Source organism: Phenylobacterium sp., from assembly GCF_036677185.1.
Taxonomy (GTDB): domain Bacteria; phylum Pseudomonadota; class Alphaproteobacteria; order Caulobacterales; family Caulobacteraceae; genus Phenylobacterium.
Genome location: NZ_JAKFEN010000022.1, coordinates 110,015 through 125,831, shown reverse-complemented (window position 1 = coordinate 125,831; position 15,817 = coordinate 110,015). Strand labels below are relative to the sequence as shown.

Below are 15,817 nucleotides of genomic sequence, written 5' to 3'. Positions count from 1 at the left end.
GGAGGATCTCGCAGGCGTGGAAAATAGAGACGGCGGCCGAACGACCGGCCGCCGACGTGAGCGCGGGTGTATGCCCCAAACCCCGACTCGTTTCAAGCGCTTGCGACACGGTTCGAAATCGAGGCCTTTCGAGACTAGACCAGCCGGCTCCGCTCCTTGGCCGCGCCGATGAAGCTGGCGAACAGCGGGTGCGGGTCGAAGGGCCGGCTCTTCAGCTCCGGATGGAACTGCACGCCGACGAACCAAGGATGGTCGGCCCGCTCGCAGATCTCCGGCAGAACCCCGTCCGGCGACAGGCCCGAGAAGTTGAGGCCGGTGCGCTCGATGGCGTCTCTGTACTCGATATTGACCTCGTAGCGGTGCCTGTGGCGCTCGCTGATGGCGAGGCCGCCATAGATCTCGGCGACCTTGGAGCCGGGCGAAAGGACCGCCTCATAGGCCCCCAGGCGCATGGTGCCGCCCAGGGCGTCGCCCTCCTTGCGGACCTCGCGCTCGTTGCCCCGGGTCCATTCGGTCATCAGACCGACAATGGGCTCCGACGTCGGGCCGAACTCGGTGGACGAGGCGTGCTTGATGCCGGCCAGGTTCCGGGCGGCCTCGATCATCGCCATCTGCATGCCGAAACAGACGCCGAAATACGGCACCTCATGCTCGCGGGCGAACTGGACCGCGCGGATCATGCCTTCCGAGCCGCGCTCCCCGAACGCGCCAGGCACCAGCACGGCATGTACTCCGGTCAGGCGCTCGGAGATCAGGCCTTCCTCCCGCTCGAAGGCCTCGCCCTCGATCCAGTCGAACTTGACCCTGACATTGTTGGCCACGCCGCCGTGGATCAGGGCCTCGACCAGGGACTTATAGGCGTCGGTCAGGCCGGTATACTTGCCGACGATGGCGACGTTCACCTCGCCGTCGGGATTGGTGAGCGTGTCGGAGATCGCCTGCCAGCGGGTCAGGTCGGGGGCTGGCGCGGTCTCGCTCATGCCAAACACGTCCAGCACTTCGCGGTCCAGGCCCTGGGCGTGGTAGTCCAGCGGCACGTGATAGATGTTGGTGCTGTCCATCGCCTGGATCACGGCGCTTTCGCGGACATTGCAGAACAGGCCGATCTTGCGCCGCTCGCTGGCCGGAATCGGCTGTTCGCAGCGGCACAACAGGATGTCGGGCTGTATGCCGATGGAGCGTAGCTCCTTCACCGAGTGCTGGGTCGGCTTGGTCTTCATCTCCCCGGCCGTCTTGATATAGGGCAGCAGGGTCAGGTGGATGTAACAGGCGTGGCCGCGGGGCAATTCCTGGCCGAGCTGGCGGATCGCCTCGAAGAACGGCAGGCCCTCGATGTCGCCGACCGTGCCGCCGATCTCGACCAGCACGAAGTCGACGCCCTCCCCCGGATCGGACAGCACGAAGTTTCGGATCTCGTCGGTGACATGAGGGATCACCTGGACGGTGGCGCCCAGATAGTCGCCGCGCCGCTCCTTCTCGATGATGGTCTTGTAGATCTGGCCGGTGGTGATGTTGTCGGCCTTGGTGGCGTTCACCCCGGTGAAGCGCTCGTAGTGGCCCAGGTCGAGGTCGGTCTCGGCGCCGTCGTCGGTCACGAAGACCTCGCCGTGCTGATAGGGGCTCATCGTCCCCGGATCGACGTTCAGATAGGGGTCGAGCTTACGCAGGCGCACCTTGTAGCCGCGAGCTTGCAGCAAGGCGCCGAGGGCGGCGGACGCGAGACCTTTTCCCAAGGAGGAGACCACGCCGCCGGTGATGAAAATGTACCGGGTCATGGGCGTTCAGATTAGCTCTGATTCGGAGGCGGCGCCCCGTGGTGATTCGCACTGAGCTGTGGATCGCTCCGCGCGGGCCTGCGGCATCTTAGCCAATACACGGCTTGAGGGCCGCTTTCGCGGCCCTTGGGATGGTTTCACGATCACGCTGAACTCAGGGGTTGGACGGCGCGGGCGCGGCCGGCTGCGGCTCTTCGCCGGCGAAGGGATTGCGGACCGTCGGCGTCGGCGCGGTGAGCGGCGCGGGCGCGTCGCTGGACTGGGTCGGCGCGGACGGGGCCGGGGCAGCCGCCGGCGGCTGGTTGAGGCTGTTGGGATCGATAGCGTCGATCTTCAGGCGGTCGACGACGGAAGAGGCCCCGCGTTCACGGCCGGCCATCAGGGTCAGGACCAGGCTGAGCACGAAGAAGATGCTGCCCAGGATCCAGGTGATGCGGGTGAGCAGGTCGCCCGCGCCCCGCGCGCTCATGAATCCGGTGGGTCCGCCCCCCATGCCGAGCGCGCCACCTTCGGAGCGCTGCAGCAGCACGACGCCGATAAGCGAGATGCAGACGATGATGTGGATGGTGAGCAGAATGCCGAGCAGCATGACATGGTCCGATGCGTTCGGGCGGTCGCCCGCGCCGAAATGAAGCGCGCGCTCTACCACTGGGAAGTTCGCAAGGCCATAGCTAGGGCGTCGCAGTTCGCGGGCAAGGCCATGATTCTCGAAACCGAACGCCTCAGTCTCCGGCCCCTGGAGGCCCCCGACGCCGAACTTCTGTTCCCGATCCTCAGCGACCCGGAGGTCATGGCCCATTGGGACGTGCCCGAGATCGACGATCCCGACGTGGTGCGCGAGGTGATCGAGGGCCAGGTCGCCGATGTCCAGGCCGAACGCGCCCTCCACTGGACCATCTGGACCCTGGAAGAAGCCGAGTTCCTGGGGGCCTGCGACCTCTCCGACATCGACCGGCGCCACAAGCGCGCCGAGATCGGCTTCATGCTGGGTCGCGGCGCCTGGGGCCAGGGCTATGCGCTGGAGGCCATGCGTGCGGTGATCGCCTTCGCCGCTTCCTCGGGCTTTCGGCGGCTGAGCGCCCGGACCCACCTGGGCAATTTGCGCTCCGACGCCCTGCTGGAGAAGCTGGGCTTCCACGAAGAGGGCCTGCTGCGCGGCCACGTGCTGCGCGACGGCGATCGACGCGATTGCCGTCTGTTCGGCCTCTTGCTTTGAGACGAGAAAGCCCGATCTGAGGCCCATGACCCCAAACCCTATCACCCTCGCCGGCTTCGACCACATCGTCCTGCGGATCACCGACAAGGCGGCGATGATCGCCTTCTATACCGATGTCCTGGGCGCGAGCGTCGACCGGGACCGCCCTGAGCTCGGCCTGACCCACCTGCGGGTCGGCGACGACCTGATCGACCTGGTGACCATCGACGGCCGCCTCGGATCGATGGGCGGGGCCGCGCCGGGTGTCGAAGGTCGCAACCTCGACCACTTCTGCCTGCGCGTGCGCCCCTTCGACGAGGCGGCCATCCGGGCGCACCTGGCGGCCCACGGCGTCAAGGTCGCCGACGAGGGCGAGCGCTACGGCGCCGATGGCGACGGGTTCTCGCTCTACCTGCAGGACCCCGAGGGCAATACGGTGGAGCTCAAGGGGCCGAGCGCTTAAAGCGCCCGGATAATTCCCAGGAAGTCTTCGGCCTTCAGGGACGCGCCGCCGACCAGGGCGCCGCCAACCTCGGCCGCGTGCAGTATCTCCGCGGCGTTCGAGGGCTTCACCGAGCCGCCATAGAGAATCGCCGGAGTCTTGCCGTGCTCGCCGAAGACCTCGACCAGGGTGGCGCGGATAGCCACATGGACTTCCTCGATCTCGGCCGTCGACGGCGTCAGGCCGGTGCCGATGGCCCAGACGGGCTCATAGGCCACGGAGAAGGCCTTGCCCGCCAGCTCGGCCGGCAGGGAGCCCCTCACCTGCCCGGTGACGATCTCCAGGGCCTTGCCGGCCTTGCGTTCGTCCAGGGTCTCGCCGACGCAGACGATGGGCTCGAGGCCCGCGGCCAGGGCGGCGCCGGTCTTGGCGGCGACCAGGGCGTCGGTCTCGCCGTAGCCGGCGCGGCGTTCGGAATGGCCCAGGATCACCAGGCTCGCCCCGGCGTCGGCCAGCATGGCCGCGGAGATATCGCCGGTGAAGGCGCCGGAGGCCTCAGCCCGGCAGTCCTGGCCGCCGACCAGCACCTTGGTGTCCTTGAGCGCCGCTGCGGCCCGCGCGGTCAGGGTCGCCGGCGGGCAGATCGCCACCCGCGCCGTCGTCCCACCCAGTCCAGCGGCCGTGGCGAGCGCCTCGGCCAGCGAGGCCGCGACCCCGTTCATCTTCCAATTGCCGGCGATCAGGGGGGTGGGAGCGGTCATCGAGGCCTCGTTTGCGGTGCTGCGAGGCGCGTTAAGCCAAGCCGCTCTTTCTGTCACGCGCTTGCGGGGGGGAAGCCGCCTCCACTATACCCCCGGTTCCACGGTTCACGCCGAACAGGCTCAGGTTAGGTCAAATGCTCGCCGCCACACGCAGATTCGCGAAATCCTGGGTCGCCGCCGTCCTGATCGGCCTGCTGGTCGTCAGCTTCGCGATCTTCGGCATCAACGACGTGTTCAAGGGCAATTTCTCGAACGACGTGATCACCGCGGGCTCGCGCGGCGTCACCGCCGCCGACTTCAAGCGGGAGTTCGACCAGTTCCGCAAGAACGCCGAGCAGCAGATGGGCCAGCCGGTCACCGTCGAGATGGCCGTCGAGAATCGCGTGGACGCCCGGGTGCTCGAGGAGCTCGCCTCGCGCGAAGCCTTTGGCGAGCTGCTCTACAAGGCCGGCATCCGCCCGTCGGATGGCCTGATGGAGAAGGAGATCCGCAAGATCCAGGCCTTCTTCAATCCGATCTCCGGCGCCTTCGACAAGGCCCTCTACCAGCAGCGGCTGAACGAGGCGGGCCTGACCCCCGAGAAGTTCGACACCATCATGCGCGACGAGATCGCCCAGTCGCACGCCATCTCGGCCATGGTGAACGGCCTGCGCGTGCCGCGCGCCTACACCGCCCTGGGCGCCGTCTACTCGCTGGAAGCCCGGGACGTCGGCTACTTCCCCATCGATCCGCGCAGCGTCGAGGCGCCGAAGCCCCCCACCGACGCCCAGCTCACCGCCTTCATGAAGCAGAACGAAGCCCAGCTCACCCGGCCGGAATTGCGCGTCCTGACCGTGGTCGCCTTCAGCCCGGCCATGATCCAGGGCGTCCTGCCGATCGACGAGGCCGAGGTTCAGAAGCGCTTTGAATTCCGCAAGGACACCCTGGCCAAGGCCGAGACCCGCTCGCTGGTCCAGATTCCCGCCAAGGACGCCGCCTCGGCCCGGACGATCGCCGCGCGCCTGGCCAAGGGCGAGGACGCCAAGGCCATCGCCAAGTCCCTGGGCGTCGAGGCTATCACCTATGTCGACAAACCGCGCACCGCCGTCGCCGACCCGCGCGTCGGCCAGGCGGCCTTCGCGCTCAAGGCCGGCGAGGTCTCCGGGCCGATCCAGGGCGCGCTCGGCTTCGCGGTGATCAAGGTCGACAAGATCACCCCCGGCCAGTCCGTGACGCTGGAGCAGATCCGCCCGCAGATCGAGGCCGAATTGCGCAAGGACGCCGCGTCCGAGAAGGTCTATGCACTGAGCCAGGCCTATGAGGACGCCCACGCCGAGGGCGCCAGCCTGCCCGACGCCGCCAAGAAGGCTGGCGTGCCATCCATGACCGTCGGCCCGGTCACCGCCCAGGGCGTGGGGATGCAGGGCCAGCCCGTGCCCGGCCTGACGCCGAAGATCCTCGAAGCCGCCTTCGCCCTGCCCGCCGGCGGTGAGAGCGACATCCAGGAGATCGGCAATGGCGAGTACTTCGCCGTCCGCGTCGAACGGGTGATCCCCAAGTCGATGCCGCCCCTCGCCGAGATCAAGCCGCAGCTCACCCGGGTCTGGATGATGCAGGAGATGGTCAAGCGCATGCAGGCCAAGGCCGACACCTTCGTCGCGCGCCTGAACAAGGGCGAGACCCTGGAAGCGGTCGCCACCGCCGCGGGGACCAAGGTCGCCCGCGTGGTCGGCCTGGACCGCCAGAACGCCGGCCAGTCCCAGGCCCTGTCGCGCGACGCCCTCATGAAGGCCTTCGGCGCCAAGCCGGGCGAGGTCTTCGTGGCCCAGGACCCGCGCTTCGGCCTGGTGGTCGCCAAGCTTGAGGGCGTCCGCGCTCCGCCGCCGGCGAACCTGGCCCGGATCACGGAGGAGACCCGGCCGCAGATGACCATGGGCCTGTTCCGCGAAATCGGCGAAACCGCCCGCCGCGCGGCCCGCGAAGAGGTGAAGGTCAAGATCTATCCCGACAAGGCGCGCGCGGCCCTCGGCCTCCCGCCCCTGGAGAAGGACAGCGAGGCCGGCGGCGCCGGCAAGGCGGAGAAGAGCAAGTGACGATCGAACCTGCGTTTGCGGACTTTGAGGCGAAGTATGCTCAAGGCGCGCCGCAGGTGGTCTGGACCAGGCTGATCGACGACCTGGAGACCCCGGTCTCGGCCTATCTGAAGATCGCCCACGGGCGGCCCTACGCCTTCCTGTTCGAGAGTGTCGAGGGCGGCGCCCACCGCGGCCGCTATTCGGTGATCGCCATGAAGCCCGACCTCGTCTGGAGGTGCCGGGGTGACAAGGCCGAGATCGCCGTTGGGCCCGACATCGAGGCCGGCCGCTTCCAGTCCCAGGCCGGCGGAGCGTTGGATTCCCTACGCGACCTGGTGGCGCGCTCGCGCCTGGACCTGCCCGAAGGCCTGCCGCCCATGTCCGCCGGCGTGTTCGGAGCCATCGGCTACGACATGATCCGGCTGGTCGAGCGCCTGCCCAACGTCAATCCCGACCCGCTGGACCTGCCCGATGGCCTGATGACCCGGCCGTCCATGGTGGCGATCTTCGACGCCATCGCCCAGGAGATCGTGCTGGTCACCACGGTGCGGCCCTCGGAGATCACCGCCAAGGCCGCCTATGAGGACGCCAAGGCCCGCCTGGCCGAGGTGATGGCCGACCTGCGCGGCTCGGCCCCACCCCTGGCCGGCGACGGCGCAGCGGAGCCCGACCGCTTCACCACCCCGGTGAGTCGCGAGGACTATCACCGCATCGTGGCGCGGGCGAAGGACTACATCCTGGCCGGCGACATCTTCCAGGTGGTGCCCAGCCACCGGTTCCGCGCGCCCTTCGCCCTGGACCCGTTCGCGCTCTACCGGTCGCTGCGGCGGACCAATCCCTCGCCGTTCCTGTTCTATCTGAACTTCGGGGATTTCCAGCTCGCGGGCTCGTCCCCCGAGATCCTCGTGCGCCTGCGCGACGGCAAGATCACCATCCGGCCCATCGCCGGCACCCGCCCCCGCGGCGCGACCCCCGAAGAGGACCGCCGCCTCGAGGCCGAGTTGATCGCCGATCCCAAGGAGCGGGCCGAACACCTGATGCTGCTGGACCTGGGCCGCAACGACGTGGGCCGGGTGGCCATGCTGAAGAGCTCCGGCGCCAATGAGCCGCCCCAGGCCTCGCGCGGGCCTCGCGTGCGGGTGACGGGTTCCTTCTTCGTCGAGCGCTACAGCCACGTCATGCACCTGGTCTCCAATGTCGAGGGCGACGCGCCGGAGGGGCTGGATCCCGTCGACGTGCTGATGGCCGCCCTCCCTGCCGGTACGCTCTCGGGCGCGCCCAAGGTGCGGGCCATGGAGATCATCGACGAACTGGAGATCGAGAAGCGCGGCATCGCCTATGCCGGGGCGGTGGGCTATTTCGGCGCCGACGGCTCGGTGGACACCTGCATCGTGCTGCGCACCGCCTGCTTCAAGGACGGGATGATGTACGTCCAGGCCGGCGGCGGTGTGGTGGCCGACTCCAACGCCGACGCGGAATACGACGAGACCCTGCACAAGGCCCGCGCCCTGCGGCAGGCGGCCCAAGAAGCCTGGCGCTTCGTCTAGCGTACCTTCTGCACGATGTGCGTGGTGGTCACCGGCGGGGCCAGGATCATGGCCGTGGCGAGCGCCAGGGCCGTCGAGGCGGCGAAGGCCGCGGCGATCAGGGCAGGCCAGACCCGCTCGCGCGCCTCGGGACCGGCCAGCAGCCGGCGGGCTCTGGCGATCATCACGGCGTCGAGGGCGGAATCGGGGGGCGGCATGGCCACAGCATCCCGCCAACTGCGTCTCCCTGCAATGCGGGGTCTTGGCGCAGAGCCAAGGCCAGCCTAGAGAACCCCCATGATCCTGGTGATCGATAACTATGACAGCTTCACCTACAACCTGGTTCATTATCTGAACGAGCTGGGCGCGGAGACGCTTGTCTATCGCAACGACGCCCTCAGCGTTCAGGAGGCGCTCGGCCTGCATCCGCAGGGCGTGCTGCTGTCGCCGGGCCCCTGCACCCCCAACGAGGCCGGCATCTGCCTGCCCCTGCTGGGCGCCGCGCCGGAGGACCTGCCGATCCTGGGCGTCTGCCTGGGCCACCAGGCCATCGGCCAGGCCTATGGCGGCGACGTGGTCCGCGCCAAGCAGGTGATGCACGGCAAGACCAGCGCCATCAGCCACACCGGCAAGGGGATATTCAAGGGCGTGCCCAATCCCTTCACGGCGACCCGCTATCACAGCCTGTCGGTGGAGCGCGACACCCTGCCCGCCGAACTGGACGTCACTGCCTGGACCGAGGACGGCGAGATCATGGGCTTCGCCCATCGCACCCGGCCGGTCCACGGGGTGCAGTTCCACCCCGAGTCCATCGCCACCGAAGGCGGCCACCTCATGCTGGCCAATTTCCTGGAACTGGCCGGCGTCACCCCGCTGGAAGTCGCCTAGCGACATGTCCGACGCCTTCAAGCCGTTGCTGGGCCGCCTGGCCGATGGCGGCACGCTCACCGAGGACGACGCGGGCGAGTTCTTCGCCGCCTGCCTGCGCGGCGAACCGACCCCGGCCCAGGTCGCCGCCGCGGTCACGGCGATGCGGATGCGCGGCGAGACGATCGGCGAGATCACCGCCTGCGCGCGCGCCATGCGCAAGGCCGCGGTGCATCTGGAACTGCCCTATGAGACCATGGACGTCTGCGGCACCGGCGGCGACGGTCTGCACACGCTGAACATCTCCACCGCAGTGGGCTTCGTGGTGGCCGGCGGCGGGATCAAGGTCGCCAAGCATGGCAACCGGGCCCTGTCGTCCAAGTCCGGCGCGGCCGACGTGCTCCACGAACTGGGCGTTAACATCTCGGCCTCGGCGATCCGCCAGCGCCAGGCCCTGGATGAGGCCGGCATCTGCTTCATGTTCGCCCAGGCGCACCACGGCGCCATGCGCCATGTTTCGCCGATCCGCGCGGAGCTGGGTTTCCGGACCATCTTCAACCTGCTGGGGCCGCTGACCAATCCGGCCGGGGCGCAGCGCCAGGTCATGGGCGTGTTCGCCGATCGCTGGGTCGAGCCCCTGGCTCGGGTGCTGGGAGCCCTGGGTTCCACCCGCGCCTGGGTCGTCCATGGCGGCGGCATGGACGAGATGACCACCACGGGCGAGACCAGCGTGGCCGAGTTCCGCGACGGCCAGGTGCGACTGTTCACGATCACGCCGGAGGCCGTCGGCCTGCCCCGCTCGGCCCTGGCCGATCTCACCGGCGGTTCGCCGGCCGAGAACGCCGTGGCCCTGAACGACCTGCTGGACGGCGCCAAGGGTCCCTATCGCGACATCGTGCTGCTGAACGCCGCGGCCGCCTTCCTGGTCGGCGACCAGGTCGAGACCCTCCGCGACGGGGTGGAGTTGGCCGCCCAGGTGATCGACGACGGACGGGCCAGGGCGACGCTCGCCAAGCTGGTCGCCGTCACCAACGTGCCATGAGCGACATCCTCGACAAGATCGCCGCCTACAAGCGCGACGAGGTCGCCGATCGCAAAGGCCGCCGCTCGGTGGCCGAGCTGGAGGCCGCCGCCAAGGCCGCCTCTCCGCCCCGCGGCTTTCGCGCCGCCCTGGAACGCCATCACGCGCCGGGGCGCTTGGCCCTGATCGCCGAGATCAAGAAGGCCTCGCCGTCCAAGGGCCTGATCCGCGCGGATTTCGATCCCCCGGCCTTGGCCCGGGCCTACGAGGCCGGCGGCGCGGCCTGCCTCTCGGTCCTGACCGACGCGCCCAGTTTCCAGGGCGCCGACAGCTTCCTGACCGCCGCCCGCGACGCCGTCGCCCTGCCGGCCCTGCGCAAGGAATTCCTGGTCGATCCCTGGCAGGTGGCGGAATCCCGCGGGTTCGGGGCTGACGCCATCCTGGTGATCCTGGCCATGGTCGACGACGCCGTGGCCGCCGATCTGATGTCCGAGGCCGCGCGCCTAGGCATGGACGCCCTGGTGGAGGTGCACGACGAAGCCGAGATGGCCCGCGCGGGCGCGCTCGGCGCGGAGCTGGTCGGGGTCAACAACCGCGACCTGCGCACATTCACCGTCGACCTGGCGATCACCGAGCGCCTGGCCGCGGCCGCGCCGAGGGACGCCCTTCTGGTCACCGAGAGCGGCGTCTTCACGCCGGCCGACGCCGCGCGGCTGGAACGCTCGGGCGCGCGGGCCATGCTGGTCGGCGAGAGCCTGATGCGCCAGGCCGACGTCGCCGCCGCCACCAAGGCCCTGCTCGCTTGATCGGCGCGCGCCGCCGCGTCGCTGCGGCCAAGGCCCGGCAGGCGGGTAAGGCGCTGATCGCCCTGGGCGGCTGGGTCTTCCTGGTCAACGACACACACGACTTTCTGAGCTGGCAGTTCGGCCTGAAGCGCTGGTCGCGGGCCGAGCGCGCGCGAGTCGCGGCCACCCTGGCGGAGCGCCAGCGCCTCATCGGGTCGGCGCCCTATCTGATGTTCATCAGCCCGGAAAAGAGCGTCGCCTATCGCGAATACCTACCGCTCGGCCTCGATCGCCTGCGGCTCTCGTCCCATCGCCCGGCGCTCGCGATGACAGCTATGGCGCCGAACGCCGTGCGCTATGTGGCCGACGCCTTCGAACGCCTGAAACGCTTCGGCCTGCTCTATTTCCGGGGCGACACCCACGTAAATTGGCTGGGCGCCTATCACCTCTACCGCATCGCCATCGAGGCCGCGCGCGAGGCTGGGATCGCCACCCATCCGCCCAAGACCTATGGCGCGATGCGCTCCTGGATCGCGGGCATGGAGGGTGACGTCTATGTCCAGATCGACGAGGCCCAGAAGGCCGAGTTCGAGGTCGAGGCCAAACTCGGCCGGGCGCGCGGGACCATGCTGGAGCTGACCATCGCGCTCTCGGTCCGCGACGACGAGGTCAAGGCCCGCACCGTCGAGGTCCCCCGGGACTACGCCGAGATTTTCGATGGTCGCGAACTGATCATAAAGGAGCAGGACGACAAGAGCCTGCCCACCGCCGTTGTGTTCCGCGACTCCACCGCCACCCTCAGCATCGACTTCCTGGCCGAGCATTTCTCCCGTTCGGTCTATGTCTGGCACGAGGGCGACGTGGTCGCCGACTTCATCGAGCGCGAGCGCCCGGACGTGGTGCTGCACTTCGTGGCCGAGCGATTCCTGGCCGTCTATCCCGCGACCCAGCCCCTGAGTCGTCTCCCACAGATTCGGCCCTGACGGCTCTTCGAAAAGGCCTGAAATTTCAAGGACGAAGCCGGTAACTTGACATTAACCAGGAACACCTAGAGAACATTACCAACGTTTGCGCTTTGTTCTCCAAGGGCTCGACTGCCATGCTCACCCGTAAACAGCACGAATTGCTCATGTTCATCCATGAGCGGATCAAGGAAAGCGGCGTCTCGCCGTCCTTCGACGAGATGAAGGAGGCGCTCGATCTGGCGTCCAAGTCCGGCATCCATCGGCTGATCACCGCCCTGGAAGAGCGCGGCTTCCTACGCCGCCTGCCGCACAGGGCCCGGGCGCTTGAGGTGGTGAAGTTGCCGCAACAGGCGACGACCACGGCCCCACCCAAGGGCCGCTCCCCCTTCAAGCCGCAGTTGGTGGAGGCCGGTCAGGCCGCCCCGATGGTGGCCAACGACACCCGCGACCTGCCGGTTCTGGGCAAGATCGCCGCCGGCACGCCGATCGAGGCGATCCAGCAGGAACGCGACCGGCTGCCGGTCCCCGAGGTCATGCTGGGCGCGGGCGAGCATTTCGTCCTCGAGGTCCAAGGCGACTCGATGATCAACGCCGGCATCCTCGACGGCGACTATGTGGTGATCCGCAAGACCGACGCCGCCAATTCCGGCGACATCGTCGTGGCCCTGATCATGGGCGAGGAAGCCACCCTGAAGCGCCTGCGCCGCAAGGGCGCCTCCATCGCGCTGGAGGCCTCCAACCCCGCCTATGAGACCCGGATCTTCGGTCCCGACCAGATCCAGGTCCAGGGCCGCCTGGTCGGCCTCATCCGCCGCTACCACTGAGCGTCCAAGGGCGCTGGCCGCGAAGGTCCTGCGCCCAGACGATCCGCCAGCCGTCCGGCTCACGATAGAGCTCGGCCGATCCGCCTCGGGCGAAGTCGGCCTGGGTGAGCGTCAGGGCGCCTGGGCATGGCGGGGCCTCGCCACGCACCACCACGACCTCGGCCCATTGGCAGAACAGCGGCAGCTTGCGCTCGATGGTCGAAGGCCGCCGGGTCATGATCGCGGCTATTCTCGGCGTCTCGGCGCCCAGGCGCGGCGCGCAGGACCAGCGGTCGCAATCATAACTTCTGTCGCGGGCCGCCAGGCCGCCCTCCGGGACCCTCAGGCCGCGCCGACGGGCCCAGAGTTCGGCGGCGAACAGCTTGGCGTCGGGGCGGAACAGCACCGCCTCATCCCCGGCCCTCACGGCAACGGTCGAGCCGTCGGCGGCGATCCAGGCGTCCGGCGCGGAAGGCCGGGGGTAGATCGCCACCGCCAGGGCGAACGGCAGGCCCAGCCAGCGCAGCGGCCCCCTGCAGAGACACAGCCAAAGGATGCCCAGGAAGGCCGCGGCCAGGGTCCAGCCCGGTGCGCTGGCGACGGTCAGCTGCGCGCCCGGCAAGCCCGCCGCCGTGGCGGCGATGCGATTCATGGTGTCGATGGCCAGATCGGCCGCGGCCAGGGGAACTGCGCCCAGGCCCAACGGCGCCAGCACCGCGCCAAGGGCCAGGGCGGGCATCATCAGGAACGAGGAGATCGGCGCCACCAGCAGATTGGCGACCAGGCCGAAAGTGGCGACCCGGTTGAAGTGCTGCATGGCGAAGGGGCCAGTGGCCAGGCCCGCCACGAAGCTGGCCCCCAGGCTGGCCGCCGTCCAGACGCCGATCGCCTGCACCAGACGGATCGGCCAGGGGGTGTTGATCTCCTTCGGAACCCGGGGCCAGGCCTCGGCCAGGGCCACCAGCGCCGCGGTGGCGGCGAAGGACATCTGGAAGCCCGGCTCCGACACGGCCTCCGGATGCAGGATCAAGATGCCCAGGGCGGCGATGGCCAGGGTCCGCAGGCTGATCGCCTGGCGGTCGACCAGGATGGCGCCGAAGGCCGCCGCCGCCGTGATCGCCGCCCGTTCCGCCGGGCTGGGGGCGCCCGACAGCACCAGATAGGCCAGTACGGCGGCGAAGCCGGCCAGCGCCGCGGTCTTCTTCGAAGAGATGCGCAGCGCCGCCCAGGGCCAGGCGGCGATCAACAGGCGCACCAGGGCGAAGGTGAAGCCGCCGACGATGGCCATGTGCAGGCCGGAGATCGAGATGATATGGGCCAAGCCTGCCGCTCGCAGAGCCTCGACCTGTTCCTTGGGGATGAAGGCCTCGTGGCCGGTGACCATGGCCGCGGCCAGGCCGCCGCTCTCCACGCCCATCTCGTCGACGATCTGCCTCGCCAAGGACCAGCGCGCCGCGTTGATCCGCATTTCCCAGGCCAGACGCCACGGCGGCCGTTGCGCGACCTCGATCTCGCGGACCGGGGTCAAGGCGAAACCCACCCCGCCGATGCCGTCGAAGAAGGCGTCGCGGGCGAAGTCGTAGGAGCCGGGGCTGGCGGGCGGCGGCGGAGCGTTCAGCATGCCGCGCAGCCGGATGGCGGTCCCCGGGGCCGGCAGGACATCATCGTCCTTCAAGGTGACCCGCACGCGGATCGGGGTGGCCTCGGGCTCCAGGCGACTGACCCGGATCGGGGCCAGCAACAGGCGCGGCCCGCCCCGCCCCGGACTGGCCACATCGACCACGAAGGCCTCGATGCTCACCACGCCCGTCCCTGCGGGCGCTATGGGCGCACGGACGGCCTGGGTGCGCAGCTTGGCCGCCGCGAATCCCGCCGACCCGAAGGCCAGCAGCACCAGGCCGACCGTGAACGCCCGGCGCGGACTCCATCGCGTCGCCGCGACCAACCCCGCGGCGACGGCCAGGGCCAGGAACGCCATCAGGGTCAGGGGTTCGCCGGGCAAGGCCAGATAGATCGCCGCCCCGATCCCGAAGGCGACGGGCGTCCATAGGGTCCAGCGATCGGTCTGGGCGCGGGCCTGCTCACCGACCCATGCTGCGATGCGGCGAAAGCTAGGACCGGCGCGAAAGCTCGTGCTAAGACCGCGCGCGCGGCCTCGCGCCGCCGTCTCCAGCTCCAAGCCTTGAGTTTCGATGCCCGACCGTCCCGTCGTCACCCGTATCGCCCCCTCGCCCACCGGCGCGATGCATATAGGCACGGCCCGCACCGCGCTATTCAACTGGCTATATGCACGCCATACGGGTGGGAAGTTCCTTCTTCGCATCGAGGACACGGATCGCGAACGATCCACGGAGGCCGCCGTGAAGGTGATCTTCGACGGCATGAAGTGGCTGGGCCTCGACGTGGACGCCGAGCCGGTCTTCCAGGCCGGCCGCGCCGACCGCCACGTCCTGGCCGCTCAGGATCTGCTGGCCAAGGGCCGCGCCTATCGCTGCTACATGACCGTCGAAGAGACCGCCGCCGAACGTGAGGTCGCCCGGGCCGAGGGCCGGGCCATCCGCTCGCCCTGGCGCGACGCCGACGCCAATTTCAACGACCGCCCCTATGTGATCCGCTTCAAGGGCCCGCAGGACGGCGAGACCATCGTCCAGGATCGAGTGAAGGGGGACATCTCCTTCAAGAACAAGGATCTGGACGACCTGATCCTGCTGCGCACGGACGGAACACCCACCTACAATCTCGCCGTGGTGGTCGATGACCATGAGATGGGGATCACCCACGTCATCCGTGGCGACGACCACCTGAACAACGCCGCGCGCCAGACCCTGATCTATCAGGCCCTGGACTGGGAGGTCCCGATCTGGGCGCACCTGCCGATGATCCACGGCCCCGACGGCGCCAAGCTCTCCAAGCGACACGGCGCCCAGGCGGTCAGCGAATTCGACGACATGGGCTATCTGCCGGAAGCCATGCGCAACTACCTGGCCCGGCTCGGCTGGGGCCACGGCAATGACGAGATCTTCTCCGACGATCAGGCTATCTCCTGGTTCGAACTGGAGAACGTGGTCAGCGCCCCGGCCCGGCTGGATTGGGACAAGCTGAACCACCTGAACAACCACTATCTCCGACTGGCGGCGATCGACCGCCTGGTCGAGCTGGTGACTGGGGTGCACAAGAGCCGCGATTTCCACCTGGCCGATGGCGACGCCGCGATCCTGGCGCGGACCATCCCGCTGGTCCGCGATGGGGCCAAGACCACCCTGGAACTGGCCGACGCCACGGTGTTCGCCCTGAAGCGCCGGCCGCTGGAGTTGCCGGAAAAGATTCTGGGCTTTCTGACAGACGAGACGCGGGCGCGGATGTCGCGCCTGCGCAGTCACCTCGCTCAGCAGGACGCCTGGACGGTTTCCGACCTGGAAGCCGCCCTGCGCGGCTTCGCCGAGGCCGAGGGCGTGGGCCTGGGCAAGATCGGTCCGGCGCTGCGCGGCATGCTGTCGGGCGGAGCCCCGGCGCCTGACCTCGCGGGAGCCCTTGTAAGCCTTGGAAAAGAAGAAAGTTTAGGCCGCCTCGACGATGCGCTTTCACCGGCCGCGTAAGGCGCTATAAGGCACGCCGAACAGGCG

General features: G+C 69.0%; 15 protein-coding genes. 10 read left to right on the top strand and 5 right to left on the bottom strand.

Annotated elements, in window-relative coordinates; genetic code table 11:
• Positions 1-134 precede the first annotated feature (134 nt).
• Entirely contained in the window at positions 135-1,775 is a 1,641-nt protein-coding gene (locus tag V6M51_RS13975; RefSeq protein ID WP_332768089.1) for a CTP synthase, read from the bottom strand.
• Between the two features lie 154 nt (positions 1,776-1,929).
• The gene (gene secG / locus V6M51_RS13970) at positions 1,930-2,364 is read right to left on the bottom strand and encodes a preprotein translocase subunit SecG (protein ID WP_332768088.1); all 435 of its coding nucleotides are present in this window, start codon (positions 2,362-2,364) and stop codon (positions 1,930-1,932) included.
• A 3-nt stretch (positions 2,365-2,367) separates the two neighbouring features.
• Here secG and V6M51_RS13965 point away from each other — a divergent pair, with 3 nt between their 5' ends.
• Positions 2,368-2,991 (top strand): GNAT family N-acetyltransferase, encoded by a 624-nt coding sequence (locus V6M51_RS13965; RefSeq protein WP_332768087.1) that lies wholly within the window; start codon positions 2,368-2,370, stop codon positions 2,989-2,991.
• A 25-nt stretch (positions 2,992-3,016) separates the two neighbouring features.
• Positions 3,017-3,433: a VOC family protein gene (locus V6M51_RS13960; protein WP_332768085.1), complete on the top strand. Its 417-nt coding sequence runs from the start codon at positions 3,017-3,019 to the stop codon at positions 3,431-3,433.
• Here the strand turns inward: V6M51_RS13960 and tpiA are convergent.
• Positions 3,430-4,173 carry a triose-phosphate isomerase gene (gene tpiA / locus V6M51_RS13955; RefSeq protein WP_332768083.1) on the bottom strand — a complete coding sequence of 248 codons (744 nt, stop codon included), beginning with the start codon at positions 4,171-4,173 and terminating at the stop codon, positions 3,430-3,432. The genes V6M51_RS13960 and tpiA overlap by 4 nt on opposite strands.
• A gap of 134 nt (positions 4,174-4,307) precedes the next feature.
• On the opposite strand from tpiA, the gene V6M51_RS13950 reads away from it, so the two are divergent.
• Entirely contained in the window at positions 4,308-6,245 is a 1,938-nt protein-coding gene (locus V6M51_RS13950; RefSeq protein WP_332768081.1) for a peptidyl-prolyl cis-trans isomerase, read from the top strand.
• Complete coding sequence (trpE, locus tag V6M51_RS13945) at positions 6,242-7,774, top strand: anthranilate synthase component I (RefSeq protein WP_332768079.1); 1,533 nt, start codon at positions 6,242-6,244, stop codon at positions 7,772-7,774. The genes V6M51_RS13950 and trpE overlap by 4 nt, the downstream gene beginning before the upstream one ends.
• Here the strand turns inward: trpE and V6M51_RS13940 are convergent.
• Positions 7,771-7,971 (bottom strand): hypothetical protein, encoded by a 201-nt coding sequence (locus tag V6M51_RS13940; RefSeq protein ID WP_332768077.1) that lies wholly within the window; start codon positions 7,969-7,971, stop codon positions 7,771-7,773. The genes trpE and V6M51_RS13940 overlap by 4 nt on opposite strands.
• Positions 7,972-8,050: 79 nt before the next feature.
• Between V6M51_RS13940 and V6M51_RS13935 the strand changes: the two genes are divergently transcribed.
• The 5 genes from V6M51_RS13935 (at position 8,051) to lexA (ending at position 12,215) form a co-directional block, all read left to right on the top strand.
• Positions 8,051-8,641 (top strand): anthranilate synthase component II, encoded by a 591-nt coding sequence (locus tag V6M51_RS13935; RefSeq protein WP_332768075.1) that lies wholly within the window; start codon positions 8,051-8,053, stop codon positions 8,639-8,641.
• A gap of 4 nt (positions 8,642-8,645) precedes the next feature.
• Positions 8,646-9,662, top strand: a complete 1,017-nt coding sequence (gene trpD / locus V6M51_RS13930) for an anthranilate phosphoribosyltransferase (RefSeq protein ID WP_332768073.1) — start codon at positions 8,646-8,648, stop codon at positions 9,660-9,662.
• Positions 9,659-10,447, top strand: a complete 789-nt coding sequence (gene trpC, locus V6M51_RS13925; protein WP_332768071.1) for an indole-3-glycerol phosphate synthase TrpC — start codon at positions 9,659-9,661, stop codon at positions 10,445-10,447. The genes trpD and trpC overlap by 4 nt, the downstream gene beginning before the upstream one ends.
• Positions 10,444-11,409, top strand: a complete 966-nt coding sequence (locus tag V6M51_RS13920; RefSeq protein WP_332768069.1) for a hypothetical protein — start codon at positions 10,444-10,446, stop codon at positions 11,407-11,409. Before trpC ends, V6M51_RS13920 begins: the two co-directional genes overlap by 4 nt.
• Positions 11,410-11,525: 116 nt before the next feature.
• On the top strand, positions 11,526-12,215 hold the full coding sequence (gene lexA / locus V6M51_RS13915) for a transcriptional repressor LexA (protein WP_332768067.1): 690 nt from the start codon (positions 11,526-11,528) through the stop codon (positions 12,213-12,215).
• Here lexA and V6M51_RS13910 read toward each other — a convergent pair.
• Positions 12,196-14,373 carry a ComEC/Rec2 family competence protein gene (locus V6M51_RS13910; RefSeq protein ID WP_332768065.1) on the bottom strand — a complete coding sequence of 726 codons (2,178 nt, stop codon included), beginning with the start codon at positions 14,371-14,373 and terminating at the stop codon, positions 12,196-12,198. The genes lexA and V6M51_RS13910 overlap by 20 nt on opposite strands.
• Before the next feature lie 13 nt (positions 14,374-14,386).
• Between V6M51_RS13910 and gltX the strand changes: the two genes are divergently transcribed.
• On the top strand, positions 14,387-15,790 hold the full coding sequence (gene gltX / locus V6M51_RS13905) for a glutamate--tRNA ligase (RefSeq protein WP_332768063.1): 1,404 nt from the start codon (positions 14,387-14,389) through the stop codon (positions 15,788-15,790).
• Positions 15,791-15,817 lie beyond the last annotated feature (27 nt).

Bases quoted from the DNA above. Each gene is read 5' to 3' on its own strand.
- V6M51_RS13975 (WP_332768089.1), bottom strand. From the start codon at position 1,775: ATGACCCGGTACATTTTCATCACCGGCGGCGTGGTCTCCTCCTTGGGA.
- secG (WP_332768088.1), bottom strand. From the start codon at position 2,364: ATGCTGCTCGGCATTCTGCTCACCATCCACATCATCGTCTGCATCTCG.
- V6M51_RS13965 (WP_332768087.1), top strand. From the start codon at position 2,368: ATGGTCCGATGCGTTCGGGCGGTCGCCCGCGCCGAAATGAAGCGCGCG.
- V6M51_RS13960 (WP_332768085.1), top strand. From the start codon at position 3,017: ATGACCCCAAACCCTATCACCCTCGCCGGCTTCGACCACATCGTCCTG.
- tpiA (WP_332768083.1), bottom strand. From the start codon at position 4,173: ATGACCGCTCCCACCCCCCTGATCGCCGGCAATTGGAAGATGAACGGG.
- V6M51_RS13950 (WP_332768081.1), top strand. From the start codon at position 4,308: ATGCTCGCCGCCACACGCAGATTCGCGAAATCCTGGGTCGCCGCCGTC.
- V6M51_RS13940 (WP_332768077.1), bottom strand. From the start codon at position 7,971: ATGCCGCCCCCCGATTCCGCCCTCGACGCCGTGATGATCGCCAGAGCC.
- V6M51_RS13935 (WP_332768075.1), top strand. From the start codon at position 8,051: ATGATCCTGGTGATCGATAACTATGACAGCTTCACCTACAACCTGGTT.
- trpD (WP_332768073.1), top strand. From the start codon at position 8,646: ATGTCCGACGCCTTCAAGCCGTTGCTGGGCCGCCTGGCCGATGGCGGC.
- trpC (WP_332768071.1), top strand. From the start codon at position 9,659: ATGAGCGACATCCTCGACAAGATCGCCGCCTACAAGCGCGACGAGGTC.
- lexA (WP_332768067.1), top strand. From the start codon at position 11,526: ATGCTCACCCGTAAACAGCACGAATTGCTCATGTTCATCCATGAGCGG.
- gltX (WP_332768063.1), top strand. From the start codon at position 14,387: ATGCCCGACCGTCCCGTCGTCACCCGTATCGCCCCCTCGCCCACCGGC.